This is a genomic window from Vibrio sp. SCSIO 43133, assembly GCF_023716845.1.
Taxonomy (GTDB): Bacteria; Pseudomonadota; Gammaproteobacteria; order Enterobacterales; family Vibrionaceae; genus Vibrio; species Vibrio mediterranei.
On sequence record NZ_CP068024.1, the window covers coordinates 3,020,464 to 3,036,499 of the forward strand.

At 45.5% G+C, this 16,036-nt stretch carries 15 protein-coding genes; 9 read left to right on the forward strand and 6 right to left on the reverse strand.

Annotation, left to right across the window (positions count from 1 at the left end; all coding sequences use genetic code 11):
• Positions 1-2: 2 nt before the first annotated feature.
• From JKJ11_RS14150 to JKJ11_RS14190, 9 genes are all read left to right on the forward strand, one after another.
• Positions 3-1,415 (forward strand): glutamate synthase small subunit GltD family protein, encoded by a 1,413-nt coding sequence (locus tag JKJ11_RS14150; RefSeq protein WP_038223967.1) that lies wholly within the window; start codon positions 3-5, stop codon positions 1,413-1,415.
• A gap of 89 nt (positions 1,416-1,504) precedes the next feature.
• On the forward strand, positions 1,505-1,945 hold the full coding sequence (locus tag JKJ11_RS14155) for a DUF1499 domain-containing protein (protein WP_240207150.1): 441 nt from the start codon (positions 1,505-1,507) through the stop codon (positions 1,943-1,945).
• Between the two features lie 85 nt (positions 1,946-2,030).
• Positions 2,031-2,726, forward strand: coding sequence for a 5'-methylthioadenosine/S-adenosylhomocysteine nucleosidase (mtnN, locus tag JKJ11_RS14160; protein ID WP_006072892.1), 696 nt, complete (start codon positions 2,031-2,033; stop codon positions 2,724-2,726).
• Between the two features lie 48 nt (positions 2,727-2,774).
• Positions 2,775-3,728 (forward strand): cobalamin biosynthesis family protein, encoded by a 954-nt coding sequence (locus JKJ11_RS14165; RefSeq protein ID WP_252038362.1) that lies wholly within the window; start codon positions 2,775-2,777, stop codon positions 3,726-3,728.
• A 4-nt stretch (positions 3,729-3,732) separates the two neighbouring features.
• Complete coding sequence (btuF, locus tag JKJ11_RS14170) at positions 3,733-4,551, forward strand: vitamin B12 ABC transporter substrate-binding protein BtuF (protein ID WP_252038363.1); 819 nt, start codon at positions 3,733-3,735, stop codon at positions 4,549-4,551.
• A gap of 113 nt (positions 4,552-4,664) precedes the next feature.
• Positions 4,665-5,273 (forward strand): TRIC cation channel family protein, encoded by a 609-nt coding sequence (locus tag JKJ11_RS14175; protein ID WP_412104864.1) that lies wholly within the window; start codon positions 4,665-4,667, stop codon positions 5,271-5,273.
• A gap of 115 nt (positions 5,274-5,388) precedes the next feature.
• The gene (locus JKJ11_RS14180) at positions 5,389-6,843 is read left to right on the forward strand and encodes an ATP-binding cassette domain-containing protein (protein ID WP_006072888.1); all 1,455 of its coding nucleotides are present in this window, start codon (positions 5,389-5,391) and stop codon (positions 6,841-6,843) included.
• A 3-nt stretch (positions 6,844-6,846) separates the two neighbouring features.
• Positions 6,847-7,431 carry a flavodoxin family protein gene (locus JKJ11_RS14185; RefSeq protein ID WP_252039124.1) on the forward strand — a complete coding sequence of 195 codons (585 nt, stop codon included), beginning with the start codon at positions 6,847-6,849 and terminating at the stop codon, positions 7,429-7,431.
• A 31-nt stretch (positions 7,432-7,462) separates the two neighbouring features.
• Complete coding sequence (locus tag JKJ11_RS14190; RefSeq protein WP_038223974.1) at positions 7,463-8,317, forward strand: LysR family transcriptional regulator; 855 nt, start codon at positions 7,463-7,465, stop codon at positions 8,315-8,317.
• Here the strand turns inward: JKJ11_RS14190 and JKJ11_RS14195 are convergent.
• From JKJ11_RS14195 to mutT, 6 genes are all read right to left on the reverse strand, one after another.
• A complete protein-coding gene (locus JKJ11_RS14195; protein WP_006072885.1) occupies positions 8,259-9,038 on the reverse strand; it encodes a TSUP family transporter in 780 nt (259 codons plus the stop codon). The genes JKJ11_RS14190 and JKJ11_RS14195 overlap by 59 nt on opposite strands.
• 97 nt (positions 9,039-9,135) lie before the next feature.
• Positions 9,136-9,633 carry a porin family protein gene (locus JKJ11_RS14200; protein WP_124940236.1) on the reverse strand — a complete coding sequence of 166 codons (498 nt, stop codon included), beginning with the start codon at positions 9,631-9,633 and terminating at the stop codon, positions 9,136-9,138.
• A 168-nt stretch (positions 9,634-9,801) separates the two neighbouring features.
• Positions 9,802-13,026: a carbamoyl-phosphate synthase large subunit gene (carB, locus tag JKJ11_RS14205; RefSeq protein WP_006072883.1), complete on the reverse strand. Its 3,225-nt coding sequence runs from the start codon at positions 13,024-13,026 to the stop codon at positions 9,802-9,804.
• 16 nt (positions 13,027-13,042) lie between these two features.
• The gene (gene carA / locus JKJ11_RS14210) at positions 13,043-14,182 is read right to left on the reverse strand and encodes a glutamine-hydrolyzing carbamoyl-phosphate synthase small subunit (RefSeq protein WP_062459866.1); all 1,140 of its coding nucleotides are present in this window, start codon (positions 14,180-14,182) and stop codon (positions 13,043-13,045) included.
• A 545-nt stretch (positions 14,183-14,727) separates the two neighbouring features.
• Positions 14,728-15,537 (reverse strand): 4-hydroxy-tetrahydrodipicolinate reductase, encoded by an 810-nt coding sequence (gene dapB / locus JKJ11_RS14215; protein ID WP_252038364.1) that lies wholly within the window; start codon positions 15,535-15,537, stop codon positions 14,728-14,730.
• A gap of 75 nt (positions 15,538-15,612) precedes the next feature.
• Positions 15,613-16,011 carry an 8-oxo-dGTP diphosphatase MutT gene (gene mutT, locus JKJ11_RS14220; protein ID WP_124940237.1) on the reverse strand — a complete coding sequence of 133 codons (399 nt, stop codon included), beginning with the start codon at positions 16,009-16,011 and terminating at the stop codon, positions 15,613-15,615.
• Positions 16,012-16,036: the final 25 nt, after the last annotated feature.

Here is a 16,036-nt window from a genome sequence, read left to right on the forward strand (position 1 = left end):
TTATGAGCCAGAACGTATACCAATTTATTGATGTGAACCGCGTCGACCCGGCTAAAAAGCCGCTCAAGGTTCGCAAAATTGAGTTTGTAGAGATTTACGAACCCTTTACGAAACAACAAGCAACCGCTCAAGCAGACCGATGTCTTGACTGTGGTAACCCTTATTGTGAATGGAAATGCCCCGTTCATAACTATATCCCTCAATGGCTTAAACTGGCGAATGAGGGACGAATCATTGAAGCAGTCGAGCTATCGCATCAAACCAACAGTCTACCTGAAGTCTGCGGGCGAGTTTGTCCACAAGATCGCCTTTGCGAAGGCTCGTGTACACTCAACGAAGATTTTGGTGCCGTTACTATAGGTAATGTCGAGAAATACATTACCGACAAAGCCTTTGAAATGGGCTGGAAGCCGGATATGTCCCATGTAGAGTGGACGGACAAAAAGGTGGCTATCATAGGTGCAGGCCCGGCGGGACTAGCCGCTGCCGATATCCTAGTTCGTAATGGTGTTAAGCCCGTTGTCTTTGACCGCTACCCAGAAATCGGCGGACTGCTGACCTTTGGTATCCCATCGTTCAAGTTGGAAAAGGATGTCATGTTAAACCGACGTCGAATCTTTAGCGAAATGGGCGTCGAGTTTCAGCTCAATACTGAAGTGGGTAAAGATATCGACATGGCAACACTAGTTAAAGACTATGATGCGGTGTTTTTAGGTGTCGGCACTTATAAAAACATGCGGGCAGGTCTGACAAATGAAGAGGCATCTGGTGTATTTGATGCCCTACCATTTTTGATTTCCAACACCTACAAAGTTATGGAGTTGGAAGCCTCTGATCCTTTCATTGATATGAAAGGTAAAAAAGTGGTCGTTCTTGGTGGTGGTGATACAGCTATGGACTGTGTCAGAACGTCTATTCGCCAAGGAGCTAGTAGCGTTGTCTGTGCTTATCGACGAGATGAGGCTAACATGCCGGGCTCCCGACGCGAGGTAAAAAATGCTCGTGAAGAAGGCGTGAACTTTATGTTCAACTTGCAGCCTCTAGGCATAGAGGTGGATGCCAATGGCAACACATGCGGCGTTAAAGTAGTGAAAACGGCACTAGGTGAGCCCGATGAGGCTGGTCGTCGTCGTCCAGAACCAGTAGAGGGCAGTGAACACGTTCTTGCCGCTGATGCTGTTATCATGGCGTTCGGTTTTCAACCGCACCAGATGTCATGGCTTGAACCTCACGGTGTAGAACTCGATCAATGGGGACGGATCAAAGCTCCAGCCTCTCAAGAATTTATGTATCAGACGACCAATGAGAAGATCTTCGCTGGTGGTGATGCAGTTCGTGGTTCAGATCTCGTGGTTACTGCCATTGACGAAGGGCGCAAAGCGGCAGAAGGCATACTAGACTTCTTAGAGGTCTAACACCAGACACGCCATTCCGATCTTCATCAATCAGAATGACCATTGTTTTCTTTGCCCAGCCTAGCTGGGCTTTTGTTTAAGGGATGATTATGACATTACCCAAGTGGCTTACACTTTCTTCAGTGATGCTCCTAACCGCATGCGGTGCAGGTTATAAAACAACAACGGACCGGACAGAGCAACCCTGTGGCGATAGTCCTCGGTGTGTTTCAACTCAAGATAGCCGAGAAGAGTTTACACTTGCCCCATTCACATTGACGCCAAACACCAATATCAATCAGATAGAACAAGTCGCCTTAACCCTTCCGAATGCCGAAGTTGCGGCCAAAGAAGGCAATTATCTGCGAGTCGAATACACCTCCAGTGTTTTTCGCTATGTCGATGATATGGAGCTAAAAATTGAAGGAGACCAATTATTGGTTCGCTCCGAAGCTAGAATTGGCTATTACGACTTTGACGTGAACCGTGAAAGAGTTGAAGCATTTCGCCTCAAGTTGATCGAATCAGGACTGATTGAAGCAAACCCTTGAGTAATTGCTATAGCAATGGTTGGGCTGTGCAAAGACTATTGCTATACTGCACGCCAAATACGTTTTCCAACCTGAGAGAATCTCTATGAAAATCGGCGTAATCGGCGCAATGGAACAAGAAGTTTCCATCCTAAAATCAGCATTAACAAACCTTGTTGAAACTAAAAAAGGCGGTTGCACCTTCTTTACTGGTCAACTTAACGGTGCAGACATTGTCTTGCTACAGTCAGGTATTGGCAAGGTAGCGGCAGCTGTAGGAACAACGATTCTTCTTAGTGATTACCAACCTGATGTGGTTATTAACACAGGTTCTGCAGGTGGCTTTGAGTCTTCACTCAACCTAGGAGATGTCGTCATCTCCACTGAAGTTCGTCATCACGACGCTGATGTGACGGCATTTGGCTATGAAATTGGTCAGATGGCGGGTCAACCAGCGGCCTTCGCTGCCGACGCTAAATTGATGGAAACAGCAGAACAAGCGCTTGCACAGATGAAAGATAAGCACGCAGTACGTGGTCTAATTTGTACTGGTGATGAGTTTGTATGTCGTCCAGAGCGTCAAGAAACTATCCGTAAGAACTTCCCTGGTGTTATCGCTGTCGAGATGGAAGCATCAGCTATCGCGCAAGTTTGCCACCAGTTCAATACACCTTTCGTAGTGGTACGTGCTATCTCTGACGTGGCAGACAAAGAGTCACCAATGAGCTTCGAAGAATTCCTACCTTTGGCAGCACAAAGCTCGTCTGAAATGGTAGTAAATATGGTGGATTTGCTTAAGTAACCCTTCAACTTAAGCCTCCTAAGGGAAATAAAACGCAAGGACTGCTGAATGAGCTCTTTTCTAGAGAGTTTATATGGAAATGGCGCACTGCTGGTAATGTGGAGTGCGCTGTTATTTCATCTGCTAATTCCAATCCCCTCCGCCGCTCATCCTGTTCGATTTTGGCAACAGATTGCTGCGCTAGTGGCAGATAAAGTCAATTCTCCATCGTCAACAAACGAGCAACAACGCCTTGCGGGTTGGCTTGCCCTGTTACTAATGTTAGTCCCCACTGGCCTAGTACTTTGGGCTCTTGAGCCATTAGTTTGGAAGCCAGAATTCTATCAATTAGCCTTGCTTCTCTTGGCCATTGATTGGCGCAACAACGAACAGTACGCCCACAAACTTATTAATGCCCTCGCTCAAGAAAATAAAGCCAATGCGCGTAGACTGCTGTCAACCAAAGTAAACCGAGAGACCAACAACCTATCGCTTCTGGGCATAGGCAAGGCAGGCTCTGAAACTCTACTTCTGAGTTATGCTAGAAACGTAGTCGGCGTGCTATTTTGGTACGGCGTTAGTGGTGGTGTTGGCGCTTTGCTGTATCGACTGACTTTAGAGCTCGCTCGCAATTGGAGTCCTAGCCAAAAAGGCTTTGCTAGTTTCGGTAAACCTATTGCTTGGCTATTTTCACTGTTGGATTTCGCACCCCAGAAGCTGTTTTCAATACTCATGTTTGCTGGTCTGCCCATTACCTCTATTAAACACGCCATAATGCAAGCTAAATCGTGGCATAACCCAGTCACGGCTTGGCTCATCAGTGGCTGTGCACACCGTTTTGAGCTTGCTCTTGGTGGGCCAGCTATCTATCAAGGTGAAAAACTTCAGCGAGCACGTATCGGCGGAAAAGTAGCACCATCAGCTTATCACTTGGCCTTGTTGCAGAAACACATTGCTTGGCGTATCTATTTTTGGCTAGTGATGCAGAGCCTAGTCATGTTTATCATTCACAGAGGTTTCTAATTTCATGAAGAATTGGCTCATACTTGTCATTACTTTTTTGGCAACTCAACATGCTCTAGCAAACACACAACGTATTATCAGTTTAGCTCCTCATGCTACGGAACTGGCGTATGCCGCAGGACTTGGCGATAAGCTTATCGCAGTAAGTGAATACAGTGACTATCCAGAGCAAGCGAAAGAGTTGGAGCGAGTGGCCAATTACCAAGGTATCAAATTGGAACGAATCGTGGCTATGCAACCTGACCTCATTCTTGTCTGGCCAGCGGGAAACCCTGCACGTGAATTGGAGAAACTAGAAAAGCTGGGATTTAACCTATTTTACTCACAAACCAAAACTCTCGATGATATCGCTATCAACATCGAGAAATTAAGCCAATATGCCGATGACCCTTCCATTGGCTTAAACGCAGCCAAAGAGTTTCGTCGAGGTTTAGCGCAGTTAAAGCAAAAATATGACACAGAAACACCCGTTCGCTACTTTTACCAACTAAGTGAAAAGCCCATTATCACCTTAGCGCAAGGCAGTTGGCCAAGCGAAGTGTTTGAGTTTTGTGGTGGTGAAAATATTTTTGCCGATAGCAAAGCCCCCTATCCACAAGTCAGCCCTGAACAAGTAATCGTTCGCCAGCCCCAAGCCATTTTTACTTCAGAACATGCCATTAAAAACGGCACCATGTGGCACAAGTGGCAGCAGGAGTTACCAGCAGTTAGCCAACATCATGTGTGGTCATTGACGTCTGACTGGCTAAACAGACCAACACCAAGAACACTTCTAGCCATACAACAGGTTTGCAAGTATCTGGATCAGGTAAGAACTCAATAATAATTGAGAGATGGATCACATTCAGCTACGAACCACTAGGCGCAATCGTTAAATCCCGTAAAATTGGCGAACTTTCCTTTTAATGCTTCAGTGAGAAACTAGCTGTGGACTCCATGCTCTATTTGGTCGACTTATTTGGTACGGCAGTGTTTGCGATATCAGGAGTGATACTTGCAGGAAGACTCAGGATGGATCCTTTTGGTGTAATGGTACTCGGTAGCGTCACTGCGATAGGTGGCGGCACGATTCGAGACATGGCACTCGGTGCAACGCCAGTTTTCTGGATCACCGACAACACTTACCTTTGGGTCATTTTCATCACCTGTATTGTGACCATGCTATTGATTCGCCATCCACGTCGACTTCCTTGGTATGTGTTACCAGTGTGCGATGCCGTTGGTCTTGCGGTTTTTGTCGGTATCGGGGTTGAGAAGTCAATGTTATTCCAAGACTCCTATATGGTTGCAGTCATTATGGGGGTAATTACCGGATGCGGTGGCGGTATTATTCGGGATGTGCTGGCTCGCGAGGTCCCTATGGTACTGCGCCGTGAGGTATACGCAACAGCCTGTATCATAGGTGGTGTTTTCCATACCTCAGCTCTGTTACTTGGTGCTTCTTCAGAAGTGGCCTTCTTGTGTTGTATTGTTGCAACGCTGGTTATTCGCTTAGGCGCTATTCGCTGGCACTTATCCTTACCTACGTTTGCTCTAGATAAGTAACCTGATTACCAAAAGCTAGAGATAACAATCTCTAGCTTTTACTCTTCATTTTTCCCTTTCGCTTTAGTATGTTGGTTCATTCATCGTCTCTCAGACCAATGACAGGGAAAAGTCTATGGATGTCATCTTCAATCACGTTTCTTTTGACCAAGCTGGTTCTATCTCTATTCCAGATTGGCGCATTCAATCTGGTGAACATTGGGCAGTATTTGAAACCCAAGGCAATGTAGGCTCCTTATTAGGCGACTTATTGTGCCAAGAAATCCTTCCTAAAGAAGGGGAGATTCTTGGTTTACAAACCGGCATCGCACAAGTTTCTTTAGCAGAACAGCAGCGATTACTTGAACTGGAAAATGCCAATGACGATACCGACTTTATGGACCGAATCGATTTTGGTCGCACCGTGATTCAACTGGTATCCGAGTTTGCCAGCAACGAAACTGTAGCAGAGCAGTTGATTCAAGAGCTGGATCTTTTGCACTTAAAAGAGCGAGGCTTTAAGCAACTATCAACCGGCGAAACACGTCGCGTTATGTTAGCCAGAGCATTAGCAACCTCACCTAAACTGCTTATTTTGGATGAGCCATTTGTCGGCTTAGATACGCTGCATCGCAAGATGCTCGCCGACTACCTTCGCGACCTATCACTGCATATTCAATTGGTGGTGATCACCTCAAGGGAAGATGAAATCCCTGTTTGGGTTAATCATGTCGCCATGTTTGAAGATGGTACATTGACCGAGCAACTAAGCTATCAGCAATGGCGCGCTCACCCTGTCATTTCACAGCTACTGGCTCAATCTTCAGCGCAAAGCGAACAATGGCTTGCGCTAATTCGTAAGCATCAACATCAATCGAAGTTTCCAGATCCCTTGGTTAAAATTACCGACGGACACGTAGAATACGTCGACCAAAAAATATTCTCCGGCGTGAACTGGCAGATTAACAATGGAGAGCACTGGCAAGTTCGTGGACCAAACGGTTGTGGGAAAAGTACATTGCTCGGCATGATCTTTGGCGATCATCCGCAATGTTATAGCAATGACATTCTGATTTATGGTTTGAAGCGCGGCAGCGGAGAAACCGTTTGGGACATCAAACAGCATACTGGCATGGTCTCTTCTGCACTTCACTTGCAATATCGTGTCAGTTGCAGCGCCTTGGAAGTCTTGCTATCGGGCTTTTTCGACTCTATCGGACTTTATGATAAGCCTAGCCAAAATCAGATAGATGCAGCGAAAGAGTGGTTAACGCTACTTCATATGGAGCACTTGCACGACCGTTCTTTTAAGTCCCTCGAATATAGTCAACAAAGACTCCTTTTAATTGCTCGAGCTATTATCAAACAGCCTACTATCCTTATCTTGGATGAGCCTTATCAAGGGCTTGATTTTCTTGGCCGTAAGCTGGTGATGAATGCCCTCGATATGATAGCCAAAGAAAACTTAAGCCAGTTGCTCTATGTCTCCCATTATGTGGAAGATGAACTAGACAGCATTCACCATTTTGTCGATTTTATTAAAGATGAAGACGATGAATACTATCGCGTTGAACTCACACAGCCTATGTAGGAGATTGATATGTCAAACATCGCTATTGTTTACTTCTCTAAGAGTGGAGCGACACGAGCACTCGCAAAAGCCATTCAAAGTGGCATCGAGTGTGCGCTCTGTAATGCCACTCTGTTTGAGATTGAGAGCCGTGATATTGAAGAGGGTCGTTACGTCAATAATCATTTACTTTCATCACTAAAGCACTTCGATGCTATTGTTTTCGGAAGTCCTACTTACATGGGCTCGGCCAGCGCTCAATTTAAGGCGTTTATGGATGCAAGTAGCGATGAGTATGTCCAACTCAATTGGCGTAATAAGCTCGCCGCAGGATTTACCATGGGCGGTAGTCTCAATGGTGAGCAGCAACAAACGCTGCTTGGTTTCTTTGCCTTAGCCTGCCAGCACGGTATGATCTGGGCAGGGTTAGATGTTTCAAAACACACAGATAACAAAGCTTTGAACCGCACAGGTTCCTCAATTGGCTTAGTGGCAAGCTACTATGACAATAAGCAAGTTCATCCTAATGACTTAGAAACTGCACATTACTTTGGTAGCCGAATTGCTGACTTAACCCACCAACGTCGTCATCAGGTTATGTTAGAATAATAAAATCTATTCCCAATTTTCATCAAAGCGCATGCTATTAGAAGGCATTGAGACCTTACTTGTGCTCTCACAAGAAAAAACCATGAGCCGTACTGGCAGCAGGCTATATATCAGCCAGTCGGCAGTCAGTAAGCGAATAGCCAATCTAGAGAGAAAACTTGGTAAAAAGTTAATCGAGCCAGAAGGGAGGCAAATAAAATTGACTCCTGACGCCCTCTCTCTTATCGATCGTGTTGGTCCAAGTCTGCATGAGCTTCGCGGATTAATTGCTGAAGAGCAGACCCTTGATGATCAAACGATTATTCGCGTAGATTGTTCGGAAACCTTAGTGGCAGGTTATCTCAGTGAAGTATTTCCCACGTTGCTGCTTAAAGACCCATTCCTCACCATTACCACCAACCATACGCCCCGAATCATTGAACACGTTAAAGCAGGGGACGCGGCGATTGGACTCTGTGCAGGGCATCTTAATAGTCGTCTTGGCCTGCATGCTACCCATCTATTCAACGAACCGTTTCGAGTCGTGAGCCATCAACCGCTTACCGCACCGCCCGCTAAACTCATCACTAACGACCTCAACAATCCGGCCAATACCTATCAAGCGGGCTTACTTCAACAAGCGGGTATTATTCCAAGCATGCAGATGGACTCCTATACTGCAGCAGCCCAGTTGGCAATCAAAGGTGTCTCTGCCGCTTTGGTTCCTTTATCAATTATAAAAACCCTTCACATTGATGAAGGGCTTTGCTTTGACTTCGATTTTCTTGCTACGTTGACACGTCCCGTGCACCTTGTTTATCGTCCTTCAGCACTGAAATTAGAACGAGTTAGAACAGTGATTGAAACCATTGAGGATGCTGTTCCCAAAGTAGCTTCAATGCCATGACCATTGACATGATCACAACCAATGGGCGGATGAATTTTTTCCCCTTAGATACAACGACCTTAGCTCCCATTCTGGCACCCAAAAAACCGCCAACTGCCATAACTAAGCCGATTTCCCAAACCGGTAAGCCTGCAATAATGAAAAAGATTAATGCGGCTAGATTGGAAGTAAAATTTAGTACTTTGGTTTTTGCTGTAGCGTGAACAATCGACAGTTGTGCGATGGCGACAAAACAAATGGTAAAGATAGAACCGGTACCCGGTCCAAAGAAGCCGTCGTAAAATCCGACACCAGTACCTACGGAAAAGGCAAATAGGGTTTCTGACATTTTAGGTTTGCCACCGCCCTCTCCTGCTTGTGGAGCCAGCAAAAAGTACAGAGAAATCCCCAGCAGTAAAACTGGAATCAAGCTCGTCAGCACCCCTGCATCAATATGCTGTACTAATTCAGCACCAACTGCAGATCCTATAAAAGTACATAGAATCGCAAGTCGCATTTCCTTGAGGTCAACAATACCATTGCGCACAAAATACCAAGTTGCCGAAAAACTACCAAATGAGCTTTGCAGCTTGTTAGTTGCCAATGCTTGGGTTGGGGGAACACCGACAGACAGGAGAGCAGGAAGAGTAAGCAACCCTCCACCACCAGCCATCGCATCAATAAAGCCCGCTAATCCTGCGACTAGGAAAAGGAGTCCAAGAATTTCTATTGTAACTTCCATTATGCTAACTCAACGTTAAATATCGTCTCATTTTACTCGCGACAAATATCAACACTAGCGAAATCATGGATACAAACCTATTCCCTTAAGGAATCAATTAGAAGTAGTAACTTAAGCCGATATTGACTGCATTACCTTTATAGGACTTGCTTTGAGCTAAAGAGACATATTCTAATGACCCTTTAAGTTTATCCGTAAAGGTATAAGAGACACCGGCACCTCCCGAAAAATACCCTTTCGTTTGACTACTTGCGGAATATTCTTTCGCAAAGTTGACCCCAGCTAAGGCGTAGATCGAAAAAGTGTCACTGAGTGGATAGCTTGCTTTGGCATAAATTTGCGACTGGTGTTGAGGCAAAGAACTTGTACGATTGAGTGCATAGAAATATCGCCCCTCAAGGGCAAAATGCTGATTGAGTGAGTACCCGGCCTGAAGTCCTAAATTACTAATATTGGAAGTCGATTTGTCAACGCTCTCATCCGCTGCTCGCACCGTACTATATATGGTACCTAGGTAAAAACTATCGTCAGCCAAAGCTGAAAAAGACAATGTCATTGCCGCCGTTAAGATGGATAAAGTATGTTTAATTTTCACTGCTAATTTCCTACGTTTTAATTAGGGGTAGGAATATAACGACTAAAATAATTGATTAAAAAACACTCTCTGAATAAAGAATGCGACACAAAAAAAGCCCGCTCAAATGAGCGGGCAATGAGGTTGTCTAAAAGGCAGGCGCTAGACCTGCTTCTTAGTTTTTATCTATTAAGCACTTTTTACTTGTGCGTGAAGCTCTTGAACCGATGTCACTGTCGACTTCGCATCTGCGGTATGAGACATACAGGTTGCAAACGCCGCATTTAGCGTTGTAGTGTAGTTCACTTTCTCCGCAAGCGCGCCACGACGTAGAACTTTTGAGTCCTCAATCGCTTGACGACCTGCTGCCGTGTTAACGATGTAGGTGTACTCGTTGTTCTTGATACGGTCTAGGATATGTGGACGACCTTCGTGTACCTTGTTTACAAGACGAGGGTTGATTCCAGCTTCACCTAAGATTACTGCTGTACCGTGTGTTGCATCTAGTTGGTAGCCAAGCTTAGTTAGCTTAGAAGCTAGGTCAACTACGCGCTCTTTATCACCTTCACGAACAGACAGTAGCGCACGACCACCTTCAGGGTAAACATTGCCGCAACCTAGCTCTGCTTTCGCATAAGCTTCAGCAAATGTCGCACCGACACCCATTACCTCACCAGTGGAACGCATTTCTGGGCCTAATAGTGGGTCAACGCCAGGGAACTTGTTGAATGGCAGTACCACTTCTTTCACTGAGTAGTAAGGAGGAATAATCTCTTTAGTGAAGCCTTGCGACTCTAGAGATTGACCCGCCATAACACGAGCAGCAATCTTAGCAATAGGTGCACCTGTTGCTTTCGATACAAACGGAACGGTACGCGCTGCACGTGGGTTAACCTCAATCAAGTAAACCTTGTTGTTCTTAACCGCAAACTGAGTGTTCATTAGACCACGAACACCCAACTCAAACGCTAGCTTTTCAACTTGCTCACGCATTGTATCTTGGATTTCTTGGCTTAGCGTGTATGCAGGAAGTGAACATGCTGAGTCACCAGAGTGAACACCTGCTTGTTCGATATGCTCCATAATACCGCCGATAACCACTCGCTCACCGTCACATAGTGCATCGATGTCAACTTCAACGGCATCGTCTAGGAAGCTATCTAGTAGCACAGGAGACTCGTTCGAAACACTCACAGCTTCGTTGAAGTAACGACGTAGGTCTTGCTCGTCATAAACGATTTCCATTGCGCGACCACCTAGTACATACGATGGACGAACAACCAATGGGAAGCCGATTTCACGAGATTTCTCTACCGCTTGCTCCATTGTCGTTACTGTTGCGTTTTCTGGTTGTAGAAGGCCAAGACGGTCTACCGCTACTTGGAAACGCTCACGGTCTTCTGCACGGTCGATAGCGTCAGGGCTAGTACCAATGATTGGCACACCAGCAGCTTCTAAAGCACGAGCCAGTTTCAGAGGCGTTTGACCACCGTACTGAACGATTACGCCCTTCGGTTTCTCTACTCGAGCGATAGCCAATACATCTTCCAGTGTAACTGGTTCGAAGTACAAACGGTCAGACGTATCGTAGTCAGTAGAAACCGTTTCTGGGTTACAGTTAACCATGATGGTCTCGTAACCGTCTTCGCGTAGTGCTAGAGACGCGTGTACACAACAGTAATCAAATTCGATACCTTGGCCGATACGGTTTGGACCGCCACCTAGGATCATTATTTTGTCTTTATCTGTTGGATTCGCCTCACATTCGTCATCATAAGAGGAGTACATGTAAGCGGTATCAGAAGAGAACTCAGCCGCACAAGTATCAACGCGCTTGTAAACTGGATGGATATCGTATTGGTCACGTAGGCGACGAATTTCGCTTTCCGCTACACCTAGAATCTTAGATAGGCGCGCATCAGCAAAACCTTTACGCTTAAGCTTGTTTAGCTCTTGCTTATCAAGACCTGCAAAACCTTTCGATCGCAACTCTTGCTCTAGTTTCACAATCTCTTCGATTTGAACTAGGAACCAACGGTCGATTTGTGTCAGGTTGAAGACACCATCTACAGATAGACCAGCACGGAATGCGTCAGCGATATACCAAATACGCTCAGCACCAGCTTCTTTCAGCTCGTGGCGGATTTTAGACAATGCATCTGGAGCATCAAGGTCAACCATTTCGTCAAAGCCAGTCGCGCCAACTTCTAGGCCACGAAGCGCTTTTTGTAGCGACTCTTGTTGGTTACGACCAATCGCCATTACCTCACCAACTGACTTCATCTGTGTTGTTAGACGGTCGTTAGCGCCAGCAAACTTCTCGAAGTTGAAACGAGGAATCTTGGTCACTACGTAGTCGATAGTTGGTTCAAACGATGCTGGTGTTGCACCACCCGTGATATCGTTCATCAGTTCATCTAGTGTGAAGCCAACCGCTAGTTTCGCTGCAATCTTGGCGATAGGGAAACCCGTTGCTTTAGACGCTAGAGCAGAAGAGCGAGATACACGTGGGTTCATCTCGATGATAACCATACGGCCATCTTTCGGGTTGATACCAAACTGAACGTTTGAACCACCTGTTTCAACACCAATCTCACGCAGTACCGCTAGAGAAGCGTTACGCATTAATTGATATTCTTTATCTGTCAGCGTTTGCGCTGGTGCGACTGTGATTGAGTCACCCGTGTGGATGCCCATTGGGTCGAAGTTTTCAATCGCACAAACGATAATGCAGTTGTCCGCTTTGTCACGAACCACTTCCATTTCGTATTCTTTCCAACCGATAAGTGATTCATCGATAAGAAGTTCGTTCGTTGGGGAAAGGTCTAAACCACGGCGACAGATTTCTTCGAATTCTTCTTTGTTATATGCGATACCGCCACCAGTACCACCCATAGTGAAAGAAGGACGAATGATACAAGGGAAGCCAACCATATCAAGAACCGCGTACGCTTCTTCCATAGTTTTCGCAGTATCAGCGCGTGGACATTCTAGGCCAATTGATTTCATCGCTTTATCGAAGCGAGAACGGTCTTCTGCTTTATCGATAGCGTCGGCCGTTGCACCAATCATTTCCACACCGAACTCTTCAAGTACGCCGTGCTTCTCTAGGTCAAGTGCACAGTTCAGCGCGGTTTGACCACCCATTGTAGGTAGAACCGCGTCAGGACGTTCTTTAGCGATGATATTACGAACAACTTCCCACTGAATAGGTTCGATGTACGTCGCATCCGCCATGTCCGGGTCAGTCATGATTGTTGCAGGGTTCGAGTTCACTAGGATAACTCGATAACCTTCTTCACGTAGCGCTTTACACGCTTGTGCGCCAGAATAGTCAAACTCACAAGCCTGACCGATAACAATCGGGCCAGCACCAAGAATTAGAATACTTTTAATGTCAGTACGTTTTGGCATTCTCAACTACTCCGAATTACGCTTTGTGTTTTTTAATCAGTTCAATGAAGTGGTCAAACAATGGTGCAGCATCGTGTGGACCTGGGCTTGCTTCAGGGTGACCTTGGAAGCTAAATGCCGGCTTATCAGTGCGATGGATACCTTGAAGCGTACCGTCAAATAGAGACTTGTGCGTCGCACGCAGGTTTTCAGGTAACGTCTCTTCATCAGCAGCAAAACCATGGTTCTGAGAGGTAATCATCACTACATTGCGATCGAGATCTTTTACCGGATGGTTGGCACCGTGGTGGCCAAACTTCATTTTCACAGTTTGTGCACCTGATGCTAGCGCCAAAATTTGGTGACCCAGACAGATACCGAAGATAGGCAGTCCGTTATCTAGGAAAGTCTTAGTTGCCTCAATAGCGTAAGTACAAGGTGCTGGGTCTCCAGGGCCGTTCGATAGGAACACGCCATCTGGGTTAAGCGCGAGCACTTCTTCTGCTGAAGTTTGCGCTGGAACCACCGTTAGGCGGCAGCCGCGGTCAACAAGCATGCGCAAGATGTTACGCTTGGCACCGAAGTCGTAGGCAACAACGTGATATGGCAATTCACTGTCGTCTTTCGCTTCAGGAAGTCCACCCTCGAGCGTCCACGAACCTTGTTTCCATTGATACGTTTCTTTTGTTGTAACCTCTTTCGCAAGATCCATACCTTTCAAGCCTGGGAATTCTTTTGCTTTAGCAAGTGCTAGAGCTTCATCTAGGTTATCGCCCGCTACGATACAACCGTTCTGCGCACCTTTTTCACGAAGAAGGCGAGTCAGCTTACGTGTATCGATATCAGCGATACCAACGATGTTCTGAGACTTGAGATAGTCTGAAAGGGATTGTTCGTTACGGAAGTTTGATGCGATAAGAGGAAGATCGCGAATCACAAGGCCTTGTGCGTGGATTGCTGAAGACTCTTCGTCTTCTTTATTAGTACCAGTATTGCCAATGTGAGGATAAGTAAGAGTTACGATCTGTTGAGAATAGGAAGGATCAGTGAGGATTTCTTGGTACCCCGTCATCGAGGTATTAAAAACAACTTCACCAACGGATAAACCATCTGCTCCAATGGAAACACCGTGGAACACTGTCCCATCTTCTAGGACTAACAGTGCTGATTTACTCAAGACAACCTCCAGAATAAAAATGCATAAATTTTAAATTAAATTGCAGATTTGCCTTCCTCTTCGCTATAAATAAGCGCTTTTAGGTAGTTCAGACAAATTGGCGGTATTCTAATGATGCCCGTGACAAGTGTCAACAACTGCCGAAAAATAAAATTAAATTTTATCGCCATTGACCATTTTTTTACTCTAAACCCTCAAAAAAACACATTTCAAGAGCAAAAATCAATCAGTTATGATTCCGCATAGTTTTTCGTGCTAGCAAAGTTAATAACAACCCCGCAATTTTTACCTCATAACTACGCAAACGTTAACCGAAACAAGTTAACATATAAAAACAAGACATAAGAGACGATTTTTATCTCAAAGCTACAAAACTCACACATAAATCCATTTATTTTGTACAGTTATTGTGTTTTTGGTCGATTTAGCGAGATGGCTATTCATACCCTAGAACAATACTGACCTTGAGAATAATTATGTAAAACAATTGAGCTTTGAGATTCGACGCCATGAGATATAAAAAAAGCGCCGACTGGCGCTTTTCGTTAAATGCTATCGAGACCGAGAACTTCAGTCATGGTATAAAAGCCCGCAGGCTTATCATTGAGCCATACTGCAGCTTTAACGGCCCCATTGGCAAACGTCATGCGATCGGTCGCTTTGTGGGTAATCTCGACGCGCTCACCAATATCAGCAAACATAGCGGTATGTTCACCAACAATATCGCCAGCTCGAATCGTAGCAAAGCCAATTTCGTCACGAGTGCGCTCACCAGTGATGCCTTCACGAGCATAGACGGCTACATCGTTGAGTTCATTACCCATTGCGCCTGCAATCGCTTCTCCCATACCTATAGCAGTACCAGATGGAGCATCTACTTTATGGCGGTGGTGCGCTTCAACAATTTCGATGTCGCAGTAATCGCCCATAACTTTCGCTGCTTTCTCAAGAAGCTTAAAGACTAGGTTAACCCCAACGCTGTAGTTCGGCGCCATAACCACTGGCACAGATTGAGCAGCCTCATCGATGATCGCGTTCTCTTCTTCGCTAAAGCCAGTTGTACCAATCACCATTTTTTTGCCATGCTGTTTGCATAGCTCTAGATTCGCAAGGGTACTTTTTGGCGCAGTGAAATCGATGATAACGTCAAAGTCATCAATAGACTTATTAAGATCATCCACCAAAGCGACGTCAAATCGCCCTTCACCACACAATTCACCAACATCAACACCAACTAAAGATGACTCTGGGCGTTCAGAACCTGCGCCTACTTCAGCCTGATTGTTGTGAAACGTTGCTTTCACTAGGTTGCGACCCATGCGGCCCGCTGCTCCTGCAATCGCAATTCTTACCATTGCGTTATTCTCCGTTGTTTATGTTGTTACCAATGTAACGCAAAGACACTAGGGCTACCAGAGTCGTTACAGATTTTAACGGTATTTTTCGACCACTTTATTTAGGATGGGTACATTCGCTTCGGGGAATACATAATTCGGTAAATCGGCAATATTTACCCAACAGCCTTCCTGTCCCTCTTTTCCGTATGGTTCATTGTCAAACGACGTCACCGAGATAAAATCAAACTCCAACGATTTTTCTGGGTAGTCATGAAGTAGGTGCTCGAACAACTCAAACTCTTTAACTTTTATGTCGATCTCTTCGAACAGCTCACGAGTTATCGCCTCGCCGACTGATTCTCCTACCTCGACTTTACCCCCAGGAAACTCCCAGAAGCCGCCTTTATGAAGGTTATCAGGACGTTTAGTGATATAGATTTGCGACTTATCTTGGTTAAAGATGATTGCGGCAACGATATGAACTCGCTTCACGTTTTTCCCCACCTATTTCTGTGTT